At 41.2% G+C, this 23298-nt stretch carries 22 protein-coding genes; 3 read left to right on the top strand and 19 right to left on the bottom strand.

All coding sequences use genetic code 11. From position 1 onward, the window contains the following. Positions 1–131: 131 nt before the first annotated feature. The 7 genes from KDJ85_RS04530 to KDJ85_RS04500 all read right to left on the bottom strand — a co-directional run bounded on the left by KDJ85_RS04530 (position 132) and on the right by KDJ85_RS04500 (position 6513). Positions 132–1175: a tyrosine-protein phosphatase gene (locus KDJ85_RS04530; RefSeq protein WP_225818642.1), complete on the bottom strand. Its 1044-nt coding sequence runs from the start codon at positions 1173–1175 to the stop codon at positions 132–134. A 13-nt stretch (positions 1176–1188) separates the two neighbouring features. Beyond that, complete coding sequence (locus KDJ85_RS04525; RefSeq protein WP_206083405.1) at positions 1189–2040, bottom strand: PTS system mannose/fructose/sorbose family transporter subunit IID; 852 nt, start codon at positions 2038–2040, stop codon at positions 1189–1191. After that, positions 2037–2828, bottom strand: coding sequence for a PTS mannose/fructose/sorbose/N-acetylgalactosamine transporter subunit IIC (locus KDJ85_RS04520; RefSeq protein WP_225818641.1), 792 nt, complete (start codon positions 2826–2828; stop codon positions 2037–2039). Before KDJ85_RS04520 ends, KDJ85_RS04525 begins: the two co-directional genes overlap by 4 nt. A 45-nt stretch (positions 2829–2873) precedes the next feature. Beyond that, positions 2874–3347 carry a PTS sugar transporter subunit IIB gene (locus KDJ85_RS04515; RefSeq protein WP_206083407.1) on the bottom strand — a complete coding sequence of 158 codons (474 nt, stop codon included), beginning with the start codon at positions 3345–3347 and terminating at the stop codon, positions 2874–2876. A 9-nt stretch (positions 3348–3356) separates the two neighbouring features. Beyond that, entirely contained in the window at positions 3357–3788 is a 432-nt protein-coding gene (locus KDJ85_RS04510; RefSeq protein WP_225818640.1) for a PTS sugar transporter subunit IIA, read from the bottom strand. Between the two features lie 187 nt (positions 3789–3975). After that, positions 3976–4827, bottom strand: a complete 852-nt coding sequence (locus KDJ85_RS04505) for a MurR/RpiR family transcriptional regulator (RefSeq protein ID WP_206083409.1) — start codon at positions 4825–4827, stop codon at positions 3976–3978. 192 nt (positions 4828–5019) lie between these two features. Further along, entirely contained in the window at positions 5020–6513 is a 1494-nt protein-coding gene (locus tag KDJ85_RS04500) for a UxaA family hydrolase (RefSeq protein WP_225818639.1), read from the bottom strand. A 237-nt stretch (positions 6514–6750) separates the two neighbouring features. On the opposite strand from KDJ85_RS04500, the gene exuR reads away from it, so the two are divergent. Then, positions 6751–7512, top strand: a complete 762-nt coding sequence (exuR, locus tag KDJ85_RS04495) for a transcriptional regulator ExuR (protein ID WP_225818638.1) — start codon at positions 6751–6753, stop codon at positions 7510–7512. Here exuR and KDJ85_RS04490 read toward each other — a convergent pair whose 3' ends face one another. The 3 genes from KDJ85_RS04490 to KDJ85_RS04480 all read right to left on the bottom strand — a co-directional run bounded on the left by KDJ85_RS04490 (position 7513) and on the right by KDJ85_RS04480 (position 11021). Next, positions 7513–8247, bottom strand: a complete 735-nt coding sequence (locus tag KDJ85_RS04490) for a Crp/Fnr family transcriptional regulator (protein WP_225818637.1) — start codon at positions 8245–8247, stop codon at positions 7513–7515. A gap of 159 nt (positions 8248–8406) precedes the next feature. Continuing rightward, positions 8407–9717: an MFS transporter gene (locus KDJ85_RS04485; RefSeq protein ID WP_225818636.1), complete on the bottom strand. Its 1311-nt coding sequence runs from the start codon at positions 9715–9717 to the stop codon at positions 8407–8409. Between the two features lie 191 nt (positions 9718–9908). After that, positions 9909–11021 carry a mandelate racemase/muconate lactonizing enzyme family protein gene (locus KDJ85_RS04480; RefSeq protein ID WP_206083414.1) on the bottom strand — a complete coding sequence of 371 codons (1113 nt, stop codon included), beginning with the start codon at positions 11019–11021 and terminating at the stop codon, positions 9909–9911. 341 nt (positions 11022–11362) lie between these two features. Here KDJ85_RS04480 and KDJ85_RS04475 point away from each other — a divergent pair, with 341 nt between their 5' ends. Next, complete coding sequence (locus KDJ85_RS04475) at positions 11363–12679, top strand: polysaccharide deacetylase family protein (protein ID WP_225818635.1); 1317 nt, start codon at positions 11363–11365, stop codon at positions 12677–12679. A 38-nt stretch (positions 12680–12717) separates the two neighbouring features. Here KDJ85_RS04475 and KDJ85_RS04470 read toward each other — a convergent pair whose 3' ends face one another. The 9 genes from KDJ85_RS04470 to KDJ85_RS04430 form a co-directional block, all read right to left on the bottom strand. Then, the gene (locus tag KDJ85_RS04470; protein ID WP_225818634.1) at positions 12718–13821 is read right to left on the bottom strand and encodes a fatty acid desaturase family protein; all 1104 of its coding nucleotides are present in this window, start codon (positions 13819–13821) and stop codon (positions 12718–12720) included. Then, positions 13811–14935, bottom strand: coding sequence for a sterol desaturase family protein (locus KDJ85_RS04465; protein ID WP_225818633.1), 1125 nt, complete (start codon positions 14933–14935; stop codon positions 13811–13813). The genes KDJ85_RS04470 and KDJ85_RS04465 overlap by 11 nt, the downstream gene beginning before the upstream one ends. Continuing rightward, positions 14932–15543 carry a phosphatase PAP2 family protein gene (locus KDJ85_RS04460; protein WP_225818632.1) on the bottom strand — a complete coding sequence of 204 codons (612 nt, stop codon included), beginning with the start codon at positions 15541–15543 and terminating at the stop codon, positions 14932–14934. The genes KDJ85_RS04465 and KDJ85_RS04460 overlap by 4 nt, the downstream gene beginning before the upstream one ends. Next, a complete protein-coding gene (locus tag KDJ85_RS04455) occupies positions 15540–16805 on the bottom strand; it encodes a F390 synthetase-related protein (RefSeq protein ID WP_225818631.1) in 1266 nt (421 codons plus the stop codon). The genes KDJ85_RS04460 and KDJ85_RS04455 overlap by 4 nt, the downstream gene beginning before the upstream one ends. An 8-nt stretch (positions 16806–16813) precedes the next feature. Next, the gene (locus KDJ85_RS04450) at positions 16814–17617 is read right to left on the bottom strand and encodes an MBL fold metallo-hydrolase (protein ID WP_225818630.1); all 804 of its coding nucleotides are present in this window, start codon (positions 17615–17617) and stop codon (positions 16814–16816) included. Then, the gene (locus tag KDJ85_RS04445; RefSeq protein WP_225818629.1) at positions 17617–18618 is read right to left on the bottom strand and encodes an NAD-dependent epimerase/dehydratase family protein; all 1002 of its coding nucleotides are present in this window, start codon (positions 18616–18618) and stop codon (positions 17617–17619) included. The genes KDJ85_RS04450 and KDJ85_RS04445 overlap by 1 nt, the downstream gene beginning before the upstream one ends. Next, positions 18615–19613: a 3-oxoacyl-[acyl-carrier-protein] synthase III C-terminal domain-containing protein gene (locus KDJ85_RS04440; protein ID WP_225818628.1), complete on the bottom strand. Its 999-nt coding sequence runs from the start codon at positions 19611–19613 to the stop codon at positions 18615–18617. The genes KDJ85_RS04445 and KDJ85_RS04440 overlap by 4 nt, the downstream gene beginning before the upstream one ends. A 97-nt stretch (positions 19614–19710) precedes the next feature. Then, positions 19711–20595: a LysR family transcriptional regulator gene (locus KDJ85_RS04435; protein ID WP_225818627.1), complete on the bottom strand. Its 885-nt coding sequence runs from the start codon at positions 20593–20595 to the stop codon at positions 19711–19713. 87 nt (positions 20596–20682) lie between these two features. Further along, positions 20683–21672, bottom strand: a complete 990-nt coding sequence (locus tag KDJ85_RS04430) for a nitrilase family protein (RefSeq protein ID WP_225818626.1) — start codon at positions 21670–21672, stop codon at positions 20683–20685. A 1279-nt stretch (positions 21673–22951) separates the two neighbouring features. Here KDJ85_RS04430 and KDJ85_RS04425 point away from each other — a divergent pair. Next, entirely contained in the window at positions 22952–23188 is a 237-nt protein-coding gene (locus KDJ85_RS04425; protein WP_225818625.1) for a helix-turn-helix domain-containing protein, read from the top strand. Positions 23189–23298 lie beyond the last annotated feature (110 nt).

The following is a 23298-nucleotide window of genomic DNA, read 5'->3' as shown; positions in this document are numbered from 1 at the left end:
ATTACCGTTGTTTTTTTAAAATAGCCACAAAGAAAGATTCAGCGTGGCTATTTTGTCATTTTTTGAAAATGAAATCCCCTAGCGTTTAATCAGCTAAATTAATCTATTTTACTTTTCTATTTAAATAAAAATTAATCTAAATAAATAGTTTTTAATTTTTTGATATCGTCATCGGTAAATTTAAGCTCATTTTTAATATAAGCTTCAACTGAGCCTGACATTTCTTCCATTGCATTAAAGACCTCAATAATAAACGCCTCTTTGGTGTCAATTAATGAAAGTAAATAATCCAAAACATTTTGGTCTTGTGTGATCTTTCGATAGCCTGCCATTTTAATTTCATTGCGCGCAAGCCGATTAAAATGGGTCACCATGTAGTCTTGAACAATGGTTTCTTTTGGTACGCCTAACATTGAAAGAATCAACAACGCGCCATAACCTGTTCTGTCTTTGCCGCCTCTACAGTGCTGAATACTCGGGCTATTATGCTCATCAAGCAGCACCTTAACCATTTGGTGGAAAGCAACTTTGGATTTTTCGCTGACAACAAATTGTCGATATTGCTCCAATATTTGCAGTCCATCCCCATTAACCATTTCTTTGGGAATATGGTGGATAACGCTCTCAATCAACGCTTTGTCTTCATTATCTGGTGAGGCTGCAAACTGTGCGGCAAGTTCTGCTGTTTGTGCCGTTGCATCTAAATGATAGGTTTTATCTTCACCAATATGGCAGTTGGGAAATTTATTGATTTCATTCTGGGTTCGATAATCAATAATACTTTTAATACCGAGGTGAGAAATATAGTTTTTTGCCTGCTCACTTAAATTAAACAGGTGATTAGAGCGATATAACATCCCCCATTTGACCTGCTTCCCTTCCGTTGTGGTATAACCCCCAAAGTCACGAAAGTTATTTAACCCTTCAATGGGTAAGGTTCGTTCAGCAAACAGTTGGCACCCACCTTCGGTTTGTAAGATAAAATAAATACGTTGTTTGGCATTAAAAGGGTCGTGCACAGTCAGTGCACTTTCCAGTTTATCGGTAATAAAATTTTCAGGGCGAATTTGCGTATTCGCCTCGTTTGTCCAGTATAGAGCCGCTGGTGAGCTGGGTATTTCGCTGAATTTAATCTCCAGCGTGGACGTGCTAATTCGATTTACTGCGATTTCCATATATTTTCCTTAATCATCCTAAAATTCCAAACATAGAACACACTACGCCGAGAACCATAATGGCAACAATCAATGCAACCGTGTGTTTCCCCTGTAATCGACGGACTAGGAAGAAAATACCGAGTGCAAACAGCAGGGTCAGTAAGTTAGGGATAACTTTGTCAAACATCTCTTGTACTTTGATGGATTGTTCACCCACGGCAATAGTTAGCGGGGTGGAGAGTTTGACGGTGGTCGCTATCAAGGAGCCTAGGACCATCACCCCGACGACGTTCGCTATATTGGTAATACGTTGAATAATATTTGATTTTTTCGATTGCTCGATTAAATCAACCCCTTTGTTATATCCGTAATGAATAAAGAAATATTTGGTACCGATGTTGACGATGTTAAACAGTAGAAACATCAGTATCGGGCCGATAATATTACCTTGAAGTGCAAAGGCCGCACCGATACTTCCGCAGATTGGCAACCACGTAAATTTTAATAAGCTGTCTCCAAGCCCCGCAAAAGGCCCCATAAGGCCAGCCTTCACGGAAACAACGGCCTCTTTTTCTTCTTCAGTGGTTTTTTCTTCTAATGCCGCGGTCACCCCGAGGATCAGTGCCCCTGCGTTTATTTGAGTATTAAAGAATTCAAAGTGGCGTTGCATCGCTTTAATACGTGTTTCTTGGTCAGCCTTTTCATACAGCTTATCGAGTACTGGCACCATGCAATGGGCAAAACCAATGGTTTGCAGCTTTTCGTAGTTATAGGAAAATGACATGGTCTGAATTCGCCAAAACATCCCATTTAACTCTTTTTTCGTGAGTTTTTTCTGTTCAGAAGCCGTATCTGAAACAGTATCGGTAGTGATATCGGTCATAGGTCGTACTCCTCTTCTTCATTTTTCTGGGAGGTTTGAGTTGTTTTTTCCTCTGGTGCTTGGCGCATGCCATTAGCGAACGCCATGTCATACAGGACGGCGAAAGCTAGGGCGATAAAAGTAATTGGAATGATTGGCAGTTTTAAATAGGTGGTGAGCATGAATCCGAGAAGGAAAAAGAACCACATTCTGCCTTTGAGTAACATCAATAACAGGATACAAATACCGACGGCTGGGATCAGTTTAGAAGCCACGCCCATACCCGTTAGGATACTTTCTGGAACGGCATTTAAGATACTGTTCACTAAGTCACTACCGAAGTAGACAGCGATGAAACATGGAATTGCCCGAATGAAAAACCACAATGGTGTTGAAAAATAATGGACTTTCGTTAAACCGCTATAGTTACCATCGAGTATCGATTTACTGGCCCAGACGTTTAAAAAACTAGCAAACGAGCGCCAAATGATCAGTAATTGCTGACATAAAATGGAGACAGGAACGGCGAGAGCAATACCTGCTGCTATCCCACCATTTGAAGCGATACCCAGCGCAACACCAATAATTGAACCTGCAATAATATCAGGTGCAGAATACGCGCCCACATTACCAATACCCATCCACATTAACTCTAATGTAGCACTGATAGCTAACCCTTGAACCATATCGCCCATAATAATACCAGCGACAGTACCCGTTAACAGTGGGCGTCGGAGCATTTGTGGACCAACATCATCCAGCGAACAAATCCCCGCCCAAATTGCGATTAAAATGGCCTCAACCAACATAATAGGCTCCTTGCTTATTAGTCAAAATAAGCATAATTAAATGAATTAATTGAGTAATGTTTTCAATTCAACAATCGGGTCTTTTGGCACCATCTGAATTTCAACGGCCACGTTATTGTTGATTAATGACTTAAAGGCTTGTTCTTCTTCAGGTGTCACTGCAACGGCGCGGGATAAATTGCGACGTCCTTCTTGCATTCTCATTCCGCCCACATTGAGTTTTTCAAGTTTTAAGCCATTCTCAACCAGCTTGTTTACATCGACGCTATTGGTGAAAAGCAGCATGGTGCGGCGTTTGATTTCAGCTTTTTTTAATACCTCGATAAATTTATCCACACCAAAAACGACCACTTTCAAATCAGGTGGTGCAGCCATGGTGAGAACAGATTGCTGTACGCTATCATTGGCAACTTTGTCATTCACGATAATGACTTGTTCAATATCGAAGTTTTTTACCCACGTGGTAATCACTTGTCCGTGGATCAGTCGGTCATCTATTCGAGCAACATTAATTGGCATGGTTTACTCCTAAAGTTCGGTTTCATCTTGAATTACAGGTTTAAGTTGTTCACTTACATTAATGCAGCTGTCTGGGAACACGTCAGTGATAACTTGATGAATTTCATGTAAAGGCAAATCACGATTACTTAAAATCTCAAGGAAAGTAGGGACGTTGATCCCGCAATACAGCGCAACATCATTTTGAGTTAACACCAGTTCGCTGGCTAAGTTGCACGGTGAACCACCGAGCAGGTCAACTAAAATGAGAACACCATTGCCTTGGTTGATTCGCTGATAGGTATCGAATAATTGCTTTTTGACCTCATTAATATTGCTTTCTCTTTGGATAGATATCACGCTGACATCTTCCTGAGTGCCAATTAGCATTTCTGCGCACTCCAGTAACCCTTGTGCAAAAGGGCCGTGACTTGCCAGTATGATGGGTAGTTGAGAGCTCATTTTTTCCCCTTTATATCTTGCTTTTTATTTTAGTAATAAAATTACTTTTATATATTTATTTTTAAGTAACAATATCACAAAAAAGAGGAATGAAAAGGATCAGCCAGCAAGAAAGGGTCAGTTTTGTGAGCGAGATCGAAGTGGCCACACTGTGCCACCCCGATAAGATAAAGAAGAGAAATGAAAATTAATTATTGCTATTTAAGCGGGAGAAACGCTCTGCACGGGTGCTAATTTGCTTTTGGATACGCTCATCATATTGATTAATAAATAGGTTAGTAATCAACATATTAATAACAGTTAGCTGTGAAATTTTTGAGCGAATAGGGATAATCCGTGAGATATTTTCGGTTGATGTGGTATGCAAAATAGTTTCTGCCAAAGAAGAGACTGAGCTTTGCCCCATCTTAGTTATGGCGATAGTTGGCACCTGTAATTCACGGGCTAATGTGAGTAACTTAATGCACTCATGGTTTTCACCTGAATGGGAAATCACAATCACCAAGTCATTTTTATCTAATGTGTTCACGATACTAAATTGAATGCTGTAGTCGAGGTGGCAGTTAACGTCTTTTTTAATCTTAATTAGTTGATATTCAAACTCTTTTGCAACTAATCCACTGCTACCTGCACCGTAAATAACTATTTTTTTACTTTTGCTAATCAGCGCATTAGCCTGCGCAAAAGCATTAAGATTCACTAAAGCACAGGTTTCTTCTATCGATGACTTTTCGATTTGGCTGACTTTAAAATTCACGGTTTCCATTGAATCATTAATATCAATATCTTCTTGTAGCAGCGTGCCGTATGACTTGTTGTTTATCGATGAAATTAAATCAATTTTTAGCTCGCTAAAGCCTTGGTAACCAAGCTTATGACACAGGCGCAAAATAGTGGTGGTACTGACTTTATTTTCTTGTGCCAAAGATTGAATGCTAATACTTTGCATGTTTTTTTTATTAGCAATAATGTATTCAGCGACCTGCTTTTCCTTGGTTGATAGGCTGTCCCTGGCTTCCCTAAGTTTTAGATCTATCATCGTTCACCTTGCTAATAAATTGAAAATCGTTATCTCAGCGTGATCCTACCATATCTTAAAAATAGCGAAATGATGACTTTTCTTTATTGTGCGCAAGTGAATAACAATGGGTGATAATTTGCATTTAGGAGAAAAATAATGAAAGAGTCCCTATTGTTTCACAACAGCAAAACAATAGGGATGAACTTGATATTAAAGAGTGACACCCATTTTGAAAATGGCTAATTCACGAAAATCGTTGATTTCATTTTTGGTTTGTTCGCCATTGACGATTTTTACTACATGCTGAATAAAATCAGCCAGCAATTGCTCCATGGATTTACCGTTTAGCAGTGCGCCTGCGTTAAAGTCAATCCAGTGGGGTTTTTTCGTCGCTAACTCATTGTTTGTCGCAATCTTTAACGTTGGTACGAAACCGCCATACGGCGTTCCACGACCTGTGGTGAATAACACCATATGGCAGCCTGCAGCACCCAATGCACTGGTTGCAATGGCATCGTTACCGGGTGCGCTCAATAAGTTAAATCCTGGTGTTGTCAGGCGTTCACCGTATTTTAAGACATCCATGACTTGGCTGGTTCCCGCTTTTTGCGTGCAGCCAAGGGATTTTTCTTCAAGGGTTGAAATACCACCTGCTTTATTACCGGGTGATGGATTTTCGTAAATAGGTTGGTCATGGGCAATAAAGTACTGTTTGAAATCGTTGATCATTTCGACTGTTTTTTCGAAGGTTTTCTCGTCATGGCAGTGGTTCATTAAAATTTGTTCTGCGCCAAACATTTCAGGGACTTCCGTCAATACAGTTGTCCCATTATGGCTCACTAAAAAGTCAGAAAAACAGCCTAATAGTGGGTTTGCAGTGATCCCCGATAACCCATCGGAGCCGCCACATTCGAGGCCAAATTTGACTTCACTGAGTTTGCCTGCAACACGTTTATCTTGCCTAACAATTTGATATAACTCATTAAGATGCTCGACGCCTGCTTCGATTTCATCTTCTAGTTGCTGGCAGACCATAAACTGAACACGTTCCGAGTCAAACTCTCCGAGGGTCTCCTTAAAGGCCGCAACTTGGTTATTTTCGCAGCCTAATCCAATCACTAATACGCCCCCTGCATTAGGGTGCTTGACCATATCTTGTAAAATTGTTCGGGTGGTTAAGTGGTCATCCCCCAATTGGGAACAACCTAATGTGTGGTTATATAAATACACGCCATCAATATCATCAGCGTTGCTATTTTGTTTTTGGAATCGTTCGATCATTTTTCGGGCTAAGGCGTTGACGCAGCCTACGGTTGGGATCACCCAGATCTCATTACGAATTGCCACATCGCCATTGGTGCGGCGATAGAGTTGAACGTCTGGATCGTCCATAGTTGCCTTAATCGCATTATGCTCAGGGTGATATTCATAATCATTTAATGCGCTAAGATTGGTCGCGGTATTATGGGTGTGCACATGCTCCCCAATGCTAATGTCTACGGTGGCGTGGCCTATTGGCGCCCCATATTTCATGACATTTTTGCCTGTTTCAATGGCGGTTAAGGCAATTTTATGGCCGCGGCTCACATCTTCTTTCAATGTAATTGATTGATCTTCAATCGTGAATGTATCCCCAGCGAATCTATCGATTAGTGTGACGGCGACATTGTCATTAGTGTGTATTTTAATTATTTCTTTTTGCATGTTTTGCTCCCAGGGTGATACATCGGACTGAAAAGATCAGTAGGGTGACTATCTTCAATTTTACTGCCTAATTTTCATGCATTATACGATCTGGTTTATAACTTTAAAAGGTGTTATACCAATTATGGTGAAATTATTTCTTGGTCATATTCTCACTTCCCCATCATTGCGTTATTTCGTTATACTAAAGCCATAAAAGCATTGCCGAGTTAAGCCATACTGCAAAAGGAGAAAATCATGAGCTCAGCTGAGAGCGAACCGCGCCTGTACCAGCAAGTGGCTGCACTGGTTAAAGAACGTATTGAAAATGATGAGTACCCTGTTGGCACTAAATTACCCGCAGAAAGGCTATTGGCAGACGAAATGAATGTCAGCCGCACAGTGATCCGCGAAGCTATTATCATGTTAGAGGTGGAAGGCTATGTGGATGTTAGGAAAGGCTCTGGTATACATGTTATCAGTAATCGGTCTAATAACTCTGTCAATACCGAGGGGGGCTTGGAGTTTAGCCGCTGTGGGCCGTTTGAATTATTGCAAGCAAGGCAGTTGATCGAAAGCCATATTGCGGAGTTTGCAGCGACCCAAGCCACCAAAGAAGATATTTTAAAACTGCTTGAAATCCAAAAGAATGCGCGCAAAGAAGACCGTTTTCGTGACTCTGCGTGGGATCTGGCATTTCATATGCAAATTGCGGCTTCGACCCATAACAGCGCGATGGTGGTGATTGTTGAACAAATGTGGAGCCAGCGGTTGCTTAACCCGTATTGGTTAAAACTACATGAGCACATCGATAACCGCTCTATTGAAAGTTGGTGTGATGAGCACGACCAAATTTTACAAGCGTTAGCCCGTCGAGACCCAAAAGGCGCAAGGCAAGCCATGTGGCAGCATTTGGAAAATACCAAAAAGATGCTGTTTAACGCCACGAGTGATGATTTTGAATTTACCATGGATCGCTATTTTTTTGCGGATAGCCCGCCTGTTGACCAAAACGACTAGTTAGTCCTCATCATCCTCTGAAATTTGCTTTAATGCGGGAAGGTTGACTAAGACAATTTTCCCGTATTTTGCATCAATCCAGCCTAATTTTTCCCATGCTACCAAGCGCTTATTGATAGTTTGGCGGGTGGTATTAATAATGGTCGCAAGGTCATCTTGAGTAAGGTATAGGCTCAACTGAGTGCCTTTTTCATGGGGTTCTCCATATCCTTCCGCTAAACTCAGGAGGCGCTTTGCAAGCCTTGCCGAAACAGAAAGTAGGGCGCTGTCATTGATAATAGTGAACGCATTGCGGATTACTTTACAGAGCAGAATATTTAAAAACTGATAGAAAACAGGGTACTTTTCCAAGATCAGAGAAAGATCTTTTGGGGAAATGGTCAGCAAGATTGTTGGACTAATGGCTTTTGCATCGTGGGTACGCGCTGATTTATCTAACATCGCAATTTCACCAAACCAGTTGCCTGGGGACAGGTAGCGAAACACACATTCGCGTCCATCGGTGGAGATCGAACTGACTTTTACTGAACCTTGGATGACCGCGTACAACCCACGAGCGGGATCGCCTTGGTAATGAACCATCTCACTATCATTATAAAAACGCAGTGTAGCGCACTCCATTAGCGCACTAATCAAATAGTTTGGTAAGTTACTGAACCAGCTATTGGTTTGTAAAACGTCTAGCACATCATCATGCGTCATAACTAACTGACTGTTTTGTACAACTATGTTCATTTGAATGCTCCCTGCATGAATCGCAAACTTTATCATGGCATTGGGTGGGGTTATGTTCAATCATGAACAACAGCAACAGGTAATTCAATGGGTTTGATCTAAAAATAGAAAATCCCGAGCCACCAAAGATGACTCGGGAGGAGCTCACATCAATTGAACTTAATCTTCAAATTTCTTTTCGATGCCGAGTTTTCTTAATGTGAGGATTAATAGGCCCCCGATAAAGGCGACTAAGGCAATGAAATATAAGCCAGCTCGCGCGGATTCAAAGGTGGTTTCTGCCCAGACCCTTAAGTTTGGTGCCACAAAACCGCCTAAGTTACCTACCGAGTTAATTAAAGCGATACCCGATGCCGCCGCCGTTCCGCCTAAATAAGCCGATGGGAAGCTCCAGTACAGCGGTTGCATCGCTAAGTGACCCGCAGCAGCCACACACAATGCAATGATGGCAATCACTGGGATGCTATCGAACAAGCCAGATACTGCAATCCCCGCAGCGCCTAACATAAAGGTAATTGCAGCCACTTTACGGCGTTCTTTTAAACGCTCAGAAATACGGGGTACATAGTACACTGCGATAGCGGCACATAATGGTGGAATTGCTGTCACAAAGCCGACCAATACACCCACTTTGCTACCTAACAAGGTCGCGATTTGTGTTGGTAAGAAGAAGTAAATGCCGTATCCACAGACCTGAACGGTGAACCAAATCAAACACAGGTATAGCACACGCATGTCAAGTAGGGCACTCAGAGCACCTTTCGGGCTGTGGCCTTTTTTCGCGTCTTCTTCTAGTGCAAGTTTTGAAGCAAGGGCATTTTTTTCATCATCTGTCAGCCATTTTGCTTTTTCTGGACGATCATCAAGGTAGAAGAATACCCAGATCCCGACAATAGAAGCTAATAAACCTTCCACAACAAACATTAATTGCCAGCCGTATAATCCGAAAGCAAATGATGAGCCCTCCAAAGCAAGCAATGAGCCTGATAATGGGCCACCAATAATGAATGCCAATGGCGCACCAAACAGGAAGTAGCCAGTGACTCGTGCACGGATATTTTGTGGGAACCAGAAGGTTAAATATAAAATAACCCCAGGGAAGAAGCCTGCTTCACTCACACCGAGTAAAAAACGCAAAACAATAAACGTAGTTTCATCATGGGCAAACATCATTGCCGCAGAGATTAACCCCCACGTGACCATGATGCGTGATAACCAAACTCGCGCTCCGATGCGGTATAACAAGATATTACTCGGTACCTCAAACAATGCGTAACCGATAAAGAAAATCCCTGCGCCGAATGCATAAGCGGCGTCACTTAACCCTGTTGTTAGCTGAAATTCTTGTTTAGCAAAGCCAATATTTGAGCGATCTAAGTAAGCTAATATGAACATTAATACCACCATTGGTATTATTTTTCGTATCGCTTTGCTGGTCGCTGATGATAAGTGATCAATATTGGTGGACATGGTTCACCCCAGTATTTTTTATAAGGTAATGATGTTATCTATTCATTTTTATTACGTGTTTAGCCCACCACTGAGAAATCAGCAGAGTAGAGTATAGGGCTATTAAATAGGTAATTTAAATGAATAATTCTTGTTATATATTTCCCTTTCCTTTGCTGTGAATAATTAAAATATCAGGAAAGGGATTTTTATTATTTCACGTTAAATTTTGCTAATGCTTCTGGTTTTAACGTTGTGCCTGCGCCTGGTGCGGTTGGGGTGCTGTACACACCATCAACCACTTCCACGGGATCAACAAAGCAATCCAGCGTCCATGGAATAAATTCCAATAATGAACAGGCAGGGTGCGCCATCACGAGATGCAGCTGTGCTTGCATCATATCGCCATGGTGCGGAGTGACTGGCAGGTTAAATGCCATACCTAAGTCAGCAATTTCCCACACTGCGGTTAAACCACCACAACGAGTTGCATCGGGTTGTAAGTAGTCAACAGCGCCAGCGAGTACAAATTCTTTAAATGAATCATTGTGATACAGTAATTCACCTAAAGCGATTGGCGTATCCATATAAGCAGCTAATTGCTTATGGCTAGCCACATCATCGTGCCACAGTGGTTCTTCAAACCATTTGATATTGAAATCATTTAAACGGTGGCCATATTGTTTGGCGATGCTGATATCCCATTTACCATTTGCATCAACCATTAAGTCGATATCGTCGCCGATTGCGTTGCGAACGGCTTCGATACGTTGTAAATCTTCACGCGGGTCAGGCTTGCCAATCTTCATTTTTATCGCTTTAAAGCCTTCCTCGAAGATCATTTTTTTACAGTCATCGACAAGGTCGTCTTGGCTGCGGACTAACCAGCCGCAGTCGGTATTGTATGCATTGACTTTATTATGTTTAGAACCACCAAATAATTGCCACAGAGGTTGCTGCGCGGCTTTGGCTTTTAAATCCCACAGTGCGATATCAATGGCGGAGATAGCCATTTGCATTAAACCACCACGTCCCACCCAAATATTGGTTGAGCTACGAGTAAGTTTACGGTGCAAATAACGCACTTCGTTCGGGTCTTCACCCAGTAACATTGGGCCAAAAACATCTTCAATAATGGTGGTAATTAAACGGTCCGTTGTAATATCTGCATGTGTGCCAGTGTGGCCATAACCCACTAAACCGCACTCTGTTTTAATCATCACACCTGGCATCCCCCAGTGGGTAATGCTATGGGTTGAATCGCCAATCAGGTCATTAGTGACCGGAACGTGCATGATAAAGGTGCTAATTTCTTTTATTTTCATTGCTATTCCCAAGTGTTGAAAAGTACTTGAATGTCAATCTAGCAGTGAGAATTGGAATTAACTGTCAAATGATTTACAGATTGTACTAATGCCGCGTTTTTAAATGATAAATATGAGCTAGATCTCTTTATTTTGTATGATAACTCATAAAAAAACTTAAAATTGGTATAACAACTTTCTTTGAAACACTGAATTTTGGAAAAGAAAGTTTAAAAAATGCATAATAATGTCACTAATTTATTGTTTTTAATTAAAAATAAAAATTTTTATCAAAGTATAGGGTTACTTATTGAGTCGGTTTAGAATAATTGCGGTAAAATTCAGCGGATGATGGATGACAAATGTGTAAACGATTTTTTTTGCTAATTTGCGTGTTATTTGTAAATTCAATTTCTCAATCGTTGGCGGTTGAGATAAGCAATACCGACGATTGGAAGCTTGCGGATATTCCGCCTAAATTAGTACAAACGAAAGAAAATGAAATTATTTTTTCGCTCATAGCGGGTGAAATGAGAGCGGTCGCTGAGTTAAATGCAGACCATGGTTTTTACGCTTATTCCCCCGCAGGGGACTATTGTGCGATGCAATTTGGCAATGATTATGCCTTTGTTAAAACTAGCTCTTTTGCGAATAAAAAACCGCGTTATGCACCAGATGCAGACCGGCTCAATGATTTGCAAAACCCGATTTATGATTATTTGGTCACGCATCAAAAAACCCCTGTTTACCGAACGACCGACAGTAATAGCCCGCAAATTGCCTCTTTGTGGGATGACTTGCGCTACCCTATTTTGGCTCGAATGATTAAAACTGATAAAGCGGGTGAGAAAACAGCATGGTTAACCATTCGTCTTGGTGATCGCTTAGGGTATGTGCGTTTACAGGATGTCGCGCTGGATAAAGGTATTCCTATCTTAACGTATCACCATATTTTGCAAGATAGCGAAAATAAACACTTCCGTCACACCTCGACGACGACATCCGCTGAGGCATTCAGTGAGCAAATGAATTACCTGAAAAATGCAGGTTACCAAACGTTGTCCCTAGAAGATGTGGAAGATTATTTAAATCAAACGGCCAATCTGCCAGGTAAAGCCGTGGTACTCACCTTTGATGATGGTTTGAAGTCAGTTTACCGCTATGCGCTGCCTATTTTAAGGAATAACCAGCAGCAAGCGACGTTATTTGTGATTTCTTCACGGATTAAAACCCAGCCGCAAAAGTGGTCGGCTGACTCATTACAATTTATGAGTAAACAAGAAATTAAAGATAGCCAAGATGTATTTAATATTCAGTCCCATACACATTTTTTGCACCGTTTGGATAATCACAATTCTCCCATTTTATTTAGCCGCAAAGAACACACGATCATGTTGGATTTTAAACGATCGATGACGATTTTGAGCCACTTCGAGCCAGATCAACGTTATTTAGCTTACCCGTTTGGTGGCTATAATGCATCGGCGATGGAAGCGGCGAAAGAGGCGGGGTTACATCTTGCGGTAACGACGATACAAGGGAAAGTGAAACTGGGGGATAACCCATTTGCCTTAAAACGCTTATATGCGTTTCGTACCGACCCTCTGGATAAATTTGCCCAAATGGTAGGTAACAGCGAGCAAAACGTCGTGAATCAAAACATTATTGTTGATAGGTAACGCATTTTGTCATGCACTGAGTTTTACGCTCTGAAAACTCAGTGCTCATCGAGCTGTTTGCCTGAACCCATCTCTTTTAAGAAACGCTGCTGATACACAAACAACTCTTTGGCACTAATACAGTGGTAATCCATTGAAAACTGTTTTGCGGTTTGCTCAATAATTTTTGCCAAAGCAGGATAATGGCGGTGATTCCAGTTAGGAAATAAGTGATGAGTCAGATGAAGGTTTAGCCCGCCTAGCCAATAGGTTAGCCAGCGTGGTGTGGTTTGCCAGTCATAAGTGGTTGAAAATGTGTGAGTATAAAAACCATGGGGCATGTTTCCTTCTTTAGGCGGGGTATAGAAGGTGGCTTTTGCCCAATGGGTGCCGAGTATTAGTACAACAAATATTAATGATGCAAACATTTGGCTGAGTATGTAGGTCAAGAGCAGTGTGCCGAGGCTGATATCGTGTAAAACCATTGCTGGGATCACAATGGCCATCACCAAATGCAGTAATTTTGCCATGATAAACGCCAATATGCCTTGCTGCCCCTGATGACGCATATGGGGCGCTACGCGGGTAAAGTGAAACCTGTCCATCCAATCAAAAAACCAAATGAGTGCAGGGAATGTCATTGCTGCAATTAATGGCCAATACAGGTGCTGAGCCCGCATAAAGGGGTACCAACGTTGGTAAGGAGTTTGGCGTAAAACAAAATTCTCTTCAATATCCAAATCGTAATGGTGAATATTGGTATGAGCATGGTGAAAAATAATATGCCGCACGCGCCAACATTCAGGGTCTAAGCCAAGGGGAATGGTGACCCAAAAGTTGAGCCAATAATTGGTTTTGGCGTGTTTAAAAATCGCATTATGTGAGGCGTCGTGTACTAAATTAATGGCCAATAATAAAGCGAAGCAGATAAAACAGGGGTAAAAAACAAAAAAGGCCCAAGGTGCATCGAGTGACAGTGCCGCAAAATAACTGCCTAAACAGCACAATACCAACACGGCGCTTTTGGCATAAAAACGTCCGTCAGCAAATCGATGATCGGCATTATCATGCAAATATTGTTTAGCCGCCTTGTTCAAGGCTTTTTGGAAGTCTTGATCATGGCGGTGCTGGTAACTGAGTGGCCTAAGCGGTTTAAGCGACATTCGCCACCGCTATCGGTTTTCGGCCAATCCCAACTAACATCAATAAGCTGTGCAACCACAACGCACTGGTAAAAATGACCCAGAAGGCTGTCGTCCATTGCCAAATAAATACCACGCAAATCAGCAGTAAGCAGGCGATAAAAAACCAGCTCATTAACCCTGATTTTCGCCCATCAGAAATCCCTGATAATGCCACGGTTCCTAGTGCCAAAAGCACAAATAAAACGACTTGTTGCAGCGTAGTGCCTTGGTAGCCATAACCGTAAAGGTAGACATAGCCGATAACCAGGGAGAATAAGAGTAATGTTCCCATTACTAAGGCAACTTGGTTTACGTGAAATAGTGGCGTTGGTTTTTGGGCGGGTTTACTGGCACGTTTAATCATCCGCCAGAAAGGTAAGTTACTGTCAATAAATGGGTTTTCAGAGGCTGGAGCACCTTTAATACCAAAATGATGTTCAGTTTCAGGGAGTTTAGCAAATGTACCGAACAGTTTATCCCAAAAAATAAAACTTCCTGCAAAGTTGCGATTGGAATAATGCCCTTCTTTGACGTGGTGAACACGGTGGTGCTGCGGTGTCACCATAAATTTCTCTAACCAACCCAAACGCGGGATCAGGGCGCTGTGGTTAAAGAACTGAATGGTATAGTGCAAAATCGACACAGTAAGGAAAACCTCTAGCGGAATCCCCATTAACGCTAATAACATAAAGAAGGGAATTGATGTGAGTGATGAATACCACGAATTTCTCACCCCTAACGACAGGTTATAATGCTCCCCTTGATGATGCACAACGTGTACTGCCCAGAGTATTCTATAAGTATGGTGCAATCGGTGTAGCCAATAGAAACCGAAGTCCCACGCTAAGATTGTAAAAATCCAAACTAAAACTGTTGGCCAGCTTTCAACAAGGTTGAAAGAGTAGTGAGTGACCACAAACCCATAGCAAAAAATCTCTAACCCTCTAAATAACCACAACATAATATGGCCAGAATTCAGGTTGAACACCAATTCTTGCCAGCTTACCGTACCCTTTTGTGTTTTGGCGATCACTAAGCCTTCTGCGACGACGATCGCTAACATAAAAATAATGGGAAAGGTTAATTCATTCATGAGCTTTTTCTCTCTAAGCGGTATTTTGCAGCGTGGACAACCCACAGCGCGCAACAAGCCGTTACTGCTCCAGTGACAACATCAATAAACAAATGGCGTTTTAACACCAATACGGACACGCAGATAGCGGCGGCCCATAAACAATAAGTTAATGTACGAAATTTATATTTTACTGACCATAATGCATTCAGTACCACAAGAGTCAATGAGACATGTAGAGAAGGTAATAAATTTTGTGGGCTATCGATATTGATTAATACCGATAATGCATGGCCAGAAAATGTCGTTAAATCATATTCATGGTACAGCATCGTGGTGGGGTACAGTAAATAAACTGCGCCAGAAACCAACGCACACAATTGCATGGCGAACATTAATAAACGGGCGCGCTCAATGGGGCTGCAAAAATAACCTAGCGGAATAAATAAAAAGAACGACAAATAAAACCAAACTGCATGTGGGGAGAATGGCACGATGTTATCAACGGCACTTGGGCTTAAGATATTGGCATTCTCAACAATTTGCCCTGTGTAGTTGTACACAATGCCAACGGTTCCCCAGCCAATCAAACAATAGGTTAAGCGCTGAAATAAGGCGTTGCTTGTCATTGCGGTTCCTTGCGGGTAATGCGGCGTTTTTTGATGGAAAGTGACTGTTCAATAGGCTTAGCTAATAATTCCCAATGTAACTGCTGAATATCCACGCGTTGACTGGCTAAGTAATTTTCCAGTTGTTGATGGCAATGAGCAAGTTCTTCTTCACTACACTCAGCTTGTAAGCATAAATGGTAACCTTGTTGGGTAAGCCGAAAATCCGCAGTGAGGGGTAAATTATTTACGATGACTCTCGCACAGGGGTCGGCAAAAATTGTGGTCATATTACCTTGTTGATCAGGCAGTTGCAGTAAGTCATCACAACGCCCTTCAATACGTTCAATGGCAAGCTCTGGAGAGCCACAGGGGCACGGCGTTTGTTTGACCACCAATACATCATCAAGCTGATAACGCACAATCGGCTGTGTTTGGCGGGTAAAATCGGTGATTATCGGCGAAAACCGCGTTTCATCTAGCCAATTAGGTTCAATATGCAGGAAAGATTCATTTAAGTGCAATGTGCCATGTGAACAGGTACAACCCAGAAAGCCTTCTGTGGCTTGGTATACCTCACCCACTTGTGGAAAACAGCGCTTAAGCTTCTCTTTGTCCTGCTGTTCAAGAACTTCTGCCACTGAAATCACTTTATGGGTGGTCATCTGGATTTGCTGGTGGATAATGGCATCAGCAATGGCACACAACACTTGTGCAGGTGCGACAATAATTGAGGGTTGATATTCTTCAAGGGCGGACAGTTGCTGCTGAAAATCCGCAAACAGATCGTAAAACCGTAAGGATATCCAGCGGTTATTCACGCTTTCATACAAATTGTTATTGGCGCGTAAAAAGAGAGCAACCCGCTCACCGTGGAATAGTCCCTTGGGCAACATTTTAGCTAACATGCTGCCAGACCAGATACTTTGTTCCTGTGGGCTCACCACAAATATGCCGCGCCGCCCTGATGTACCAGAAGATAACCCAACGCTATATCGGCCAACTTTCGGCGCAAAATCTCGCGATTGCTCACTTTTTTGTGCACATTCAAGAAGTGTTTGGCTTAAGAGGCCTGCGGTATTCATTTGGTCAAAATTTTCCATCATGATGGATTTATTCATGATAGGAAATTCATGTAGAGGGCGGTGGATATAGGCTCGAAAATAAGGGCTTTTTGCCAGTGTTTTGCGTTTAAATTGAGCCAAACACTTTTGCTGGTAAGCCTCTAAATCTGTGCGGTTTTTGAACGACAAACGGCGTGCTCGCCAATAGTGCCAGAGCATCGACAATATCACTGTAAATCACCTTCATGGCAGAGCTGAATAACAATATTTTGCTTATCAATTTCATGCAATTTATTCAGTGTTTCATAATAGGCGTGTTTATCATCCATGATGATATTAGCGATGGCCATCGGGCCTCGTAATTCACGGTAGTTGGTGGGCGACCATGCCGCATCCCCTGCCAGCAGCACCCATCCTGCTTCCGTTAACACACATAAGCCAATATGGCCTGCTGCGTGCCCTGGGAGTGGTACAATCAATAAGGTTTTTGACTTATTCACAGCAAAGCCTTCACCGAGTATTTGTAATTCACGGGGGAGGGCAACAGGTTCAAAGCCTTCATAAAATACGGTTCGTTGTTCAAAGTCATCAGGTAATAAGCCGCTAACAAACGCACTTTTCAGGGCGGCAAAGCCCGTTAATGGACGTGTTTTTGCCCAACCATCACCAGAACAAATAATTGGCATTTCGGGAAAATCGCGCAGCCCTGCGATATGGTCACCGTGGAAATGGGATAAAATCACACCATTAATGTCTTTCGGTTTAAGTCCGTCGCTTGCCAGTTGATTGACTAACGCATCTTTGCTTTCGAAATAAACAGGGGTTACCGTACGATAGAACCGCATGATGCCTTTGCGTGTATGATCATAAAAATGGGTGGCGTATCCCGTATCAAATAACCAACGCTGGTTTTCGTCTTCAATCAACCATGCACGAGCAGGGAATTTGCAAGACTTAAAGCTGGCACCTTTTAGAGCCACACAGCCTGGATGTGTGCAGTACCCGACTTCATATTGGTGAATGGTTAACATCAATTCTCCTGCTGTTTTAGCCAGTTAGCGGTTAAATGAATTCCTTGCTCCATGGAATATAACGGATAATAACCTAATTCTTGCTGGGCTTTTTGGTTATCAAGCGTCATGGTGAAATAAGCTGCGCCGAGGCTATAACGGGTGAGGAGAGGCTCTTTTCCAGTGAGATGGCCGATGCCCTCAAGTAACATAGCAATGCTATATAACAAGGGATAAGGTGCAGAACGAATTTCACACTCGAGTTGAAGCTCATGGAAGAGTTGCTGCAATGTGTATTTTAGCGCTTGCGGCTGTTGGTTGGTAATATTATAGGTTGCGCCGCTTTGTAACGCTTCTTTATGCGTGGCCAGTTGCATACTGTGAACCACATTCCCCACATAGGTTAAGTCAAAATGGTTATTTCCCCCGTTAGGAAGTACTAACTTACCCTGACGAGATTTGATTTGTGCCAATAGCCTCGGCAGTAGCACGCGGTCATGAGGGCCAAACAACCCACGAGGCCGTAATAGGGTATAGCGGGTATTGGGATACTGCTTAACACATTGCTGAATAGCTGTTTCTGCTAAATATTTTGTTCTCGCATATTGATTGGCGAAATGAGTATTCTGGGTGGTTTCTGCAATATCACGTTGATGGGTGAAATTGAAATAAATAGCAGGGGTCGAAATATGAATAAAACGAGCTATTCCTAACTCACCAGCTGCGGTGGCTAATGTGTGAGTCGCATGAAAATTAATATTTTCAAAATGTTGGCGCTTGCCCCATGGTGAAGAGAGTGCAGCACAGTGCCAAATGGCATCACAGCCAGTCATCATCTCTTTTGCTTCTTGCAAAGAGAGCGTCGCCAGTTCACAAGGGGCAAATTCAGCACCCATTTTGATTAACTGTTCTCCTGCTTGCGGATTTCGCCCACAAGCGACAACGTCAAAACCTCGCCCCAGTAAGTACTCACTAGCATTTCGGCCAAGCCCACTAGTGGCACCAGTGACTAAGATTTTCATGGTACCAATACCATGGCACACAGCGCTAAACCTGCAGCAGTACCAATTAACATCACATGTTGTTTTTCATAAAAACGGCCTGTGATAATCGCTTCGTGCAGTGCCGATGGAATCGATGCTGCAACTTGGTTACCGCGATGGCGATAGATGTCAATAAGTTGATCGGATGTCACGCCAACACGTTGACGCATATGTTCTAACGATAAATGGCTCGCTTGGTGGGGCACGACAGTATCAATTTGTTCGAGTTGTAAGTCTGACTCGGTGAAGACCCGCTGCATAAATTCTTCAATTAAGGCAGATGCCATGCGGAAAAGTTTTTTACCTTGCATATGAAATAGAAAATCATCCTCAGTCATTCCTGAACGTGGGTTTTTCCGTGTTCCGCCGGCGCGAATTTCGCAAAAATCAATCCCGTCAGTGTGCGTGGTGTGAGTGTAAGAAAGAATGCCACTGGTACCATCCCCTTTTTCAACAATCACACACGCTGCACCATCACCAAAAATGAGCGATGATTCCTTATCTTGCCAGTCGATACCCCGTGAGGCGATGTCAGCAGAGACAATGGCTATTCGTTGGTATTGGCTTGTCGCTAACATGCCCGCAGCCACTTGTAGTGCAGTAATAAAGCTAATGCAACTGGAGTTGATATCAAAGCAGGCAATGCCATCATTCAAATTTGATTGTTCGAGGATGTGGGCAGCAGAGCAAGGTAATGCTTGAACAGGGATCGCTGAGGCGTTAATCAGCATATCAATACTTTGTGGTGATAACTCATTATGCTGTAATGTATTTGCAATGGCTTGTGCAGCTAGCTGTGCTTGTGAATCGGTATTATTTGCATGATAGCGATATTCGATACCTGAATGTTTCTCCACAAACCCTTGCATTTTATTGAGTTTTTCATCGAGCATAGAGGAGTAAATTTTGTTTTCAGGCAAAGCAACGCCAGACGCGATGATTTTAAGTGGAGCAATTGACCTATTAGCGGACATATATAAAGTGCCTATCTAACCAAGATAACAACAATAAATATCAGAGTTCATTTATTTAATATATAGGAATTACGGAGTTATTCTTATTGCCTATCGCTCACGAGGTTTCATGCATTTCATCAATCAAAGTACGGAAAGTGCGTTGCCATGCTTCGGGTAATGAAGTCTGCCAAACGACATCGATTTGCCAATTTGCTGCCTCACAGTGGTGAAGAGGAATAAAGAGGATATCTTCTTGTGCAATATATTTTGCACTGTAAGGAATAAGGCTAACGCCCACTTTAGCGGCAACCAATGCAATGAGCGTTTGTATATCGCTGGCCTCTTGTAAGGGAGAGAGATGTAACTCTTCCGATTGCAAATAACGCTGAATTTGTTGGTAAAGCCCAAGGCCGCGCTCTGCACGTAACATCAGCAATGGATATTGTGTTAAATAATCCCGTATCGAATTATGCTGTGCGTATTCGCGTGATATCGCGAGGGCTAAAACTTCTGTTTTTAAGGGTTGGCTAATAATATTTGTTGTTGAATCATGGGAGACATGGCGAGTAAATGCAATATCTAATTGATGAGTAAGGAGATTCTCTCTCATAATATGTGATGGCATATCATCCAACACAATGGCGACGTTGGGCAGTTTCTCCCGTAAGTGAGCAACAAATAAAGAGGCCTCTTGAAAAGATGAGATCCCAAAACCGACATTCAAAACTTTCGGGGGTTCTTCGTTGAGCGTCAATGCTTGATTCAATAATTCTTGTACGTGGTTCAGGACTAATTTTGCATGGGGTAGCAATGTAAGGCCATACTCTGTCAGCATTGCGCCGTGACGGCCTCGTTCAAATAGCCGTAAATTGAGTTGCTCTTCTAATAACTTAATTTGCTTTGTTAATGCAGGCTGGCTTATGCATAAGCGTGTTGAGGCTTCTTTGAAATTTTTTGTATCCGCAAGAGTAATAAAGGCGCGAAGAAGTCGGGTATCCATAATTACCTCTTACAGAAAATGATAAACGCTATAGTATCTATATAATGAATAAACCACTATAGCATTCGCTATTTTACAGGGCCTGATTTATTTTTTGATAAAAGGCGTTGTTTGAGATGCGAAACGAACCTGATGAATATCTGTTTCGTAACCCATTGTAGTATTAAGAATTGTGTAGAGCTCGGGACGTCGTCCCATTAACCAACGTCGCCCATTGGAGTTAGGAAGTAAGTTAAGGTCTAAATCAGCAATGACCATGTCATCCTCAGTGGCAGCCGTTTCTTGAATAATGCGACCATAAGGGTCGATTATCATCGCATTTCCTGTTCGAACTTCGTCATCGTCACGGCCAACACCATTACTAAACAGGTAAAAAACACCGTTATCATGGGCACGTGAAGGTAGCCAGCGTAATAACCAGTTCCGACCATTTTCCCCTTGAAATGCATCTATCAGCGCTTGTCGGTCTCGTTCTCTGTTTTCCCATAAATGCAGTGGTATGCGCTTCATTCCATACGGGCTACTGGAGTTCGTTCCACCCGTTTGATGAGGCGCAAGGATAATATCAGCGCCAAGTAATGCAGTGGCTCTCGGGTTTTCAATCAGATTATTATCCCAACAAATCAATATGCCGACTTTGACACCCCACGGGGTGTCAAACACCGTATAGTCATCACCGCTTTGAATAACTGGATGCTCAAAGGCATGCAGTTTGCGGTGCGCATATAACTGCCCGTCAGGCATACAAGCGACCCAGGTATTATAACATTTACCATTGAGGCCTTTTTCAATGAATCCAACGCCAATAAGCATATCTAATTCGATGGCACGTTGGCGAATAGGGGCTAATGAAGGGCTGTCATGCAAGATTTCACTGAGTGCATAAACGTCTTCATCAGGCAGTTTTGGGACATGCCAATACCCAGTAATACACATTTCGGGGAATACGAGCATTTTGACCTTTTTTTGTGCAGCTTGCGTAATGAAGTTGTGGATACAGGCTAAGTTGTACTCTTTATTACCTGCTTGGTGTTGGAATTGCACCGTTGCAGCGCGAAGTAATGGTTGTCTATTCATCAATATCTCCTTTATTAGCAAAATAAAAACACGTTATTTTGAAAAAAAATAATGAGTTATTTTCCATTTTAATAACCATTGGTTATCGAAATAGAAAAACCAGTCGAATATTGATGATTTAAATCGAGTGAAAAAGTTGAGATGCATTATATTCTTCGAAAAAAAACCTCTTATTAGGTGAAATGTTCTTATATAATCCGCGGGGATAAAAATAACGCATTGATTAGCATTTAGTTATTTAACTAAAAAAGCCGCAAAAGGGCTTAATTAGCACTAAAAAAGCACTCTATTCTTGTGATTAAGCGCTTAATTTCCGTCTAGACTGAGCTGGTGAATATTGTTGTTACTAGATCGTCGCAGTTTTTTTACCTAAAACACGGTAATTAACTAAGTATAAATACCTGTTTTACACCTTTTCCGTGAGCTAATTACTTAATTATTATGTTTTATTTTTGTTACTAGAAAAAAAACGTCCAATTTCATTAATAATATTTATCATTTGGTTACAATTTGTAGCAAATTTAACTGTATGTTAAATAAAAGGTATTTTAGTCGCTTGGTGTGACTACTTTACTTAAAGTGGCATTATTTAATGATATCGTTAACACTTCTGCCTAAGGTCGCGATAATTTGTTAGATTTACGTATTCAAAGTGATTTACCTTCTCCTAAATCAATTTTCTTATATCTCGTACTCGTTTAATGAGTTGATGAGATTTCCCTGCATATTTAGTTTTTAAAAATCATAAAAATTAAAATACCATTGAGAGTGGTATTTTTGATATAAACTAAAACAATGTAAATTAAAAATTAATTTATCTATTTTTCATGTAAAAAAGCTTATTAATCAAGATGTCTATTTTGAATAGTAAATATTTAATCACTAAGTTAGATAATCTAAAATAAACCTGTATTTATCTAAGTTACCATTGTTAATGGTAACTTAGATTTATTTTAAATAAATCAAATGGTTATCTGTTATTTTTCTAATTATTCTATATTGAAAAATTTAACTTTATTGAGTTGTTTTTCATTAGTCACTATTTAAATTTAAAATACTCTAATATTGATAGGTTTCTCTGGCTTTAATCTATTTTATTGATCGTTATAAACAGTTTTACTTTTATATCTTCAAATTTATAATTAACTCAAATTTCGTGTTTTAATTTATATGCAATATTTTAATTTGCATTTAAAAAATAATTTTTTATGGTCTAAAGGTTTTTGATCTGTAATATAGTTTAGCCGTTTAATATTTTAAGTTTGTTGGGCTATAATTGATGATAAATGTAAATCGTATTGTAGGCAGAGAAATAAGAAAAAGAAGAAAGCATTTAGGTCTTTCTGGCATTGAGCTTGCAAATCTTGTTGGTGTAAGTCAGCAGCAGATCTCTCGCTATGAAAGAGGGGAGTGCAACATTAATATTGAAAATTTGCATATATTAGCTAGTGCTCTAGAAACAGAGATGATTTGCTTTTTTATTGACGATGTGTTCTTAAATAAAGAAAATATTTAAATAAGAAAGTTAAGGATATTCTAGTATCCAATATAAAAATAATTTAAAAATAAATTCATTTAAATAAAACTCATTTATTTCTTAATTATAAGGGTAAATGTTGTATTTAT

Source organism: Providencia vermicola (genome assembly GCF_020381325.1).
GTDB lineage: Bacteria > Pseudomonadota > Gammaproteobacteria > Enterobacterales > Enterobacteriaceae > Providencia > Providencia vermicola.
This window is presented reverse-complemented; position numbering and strand designations above follow the sequence as displayed.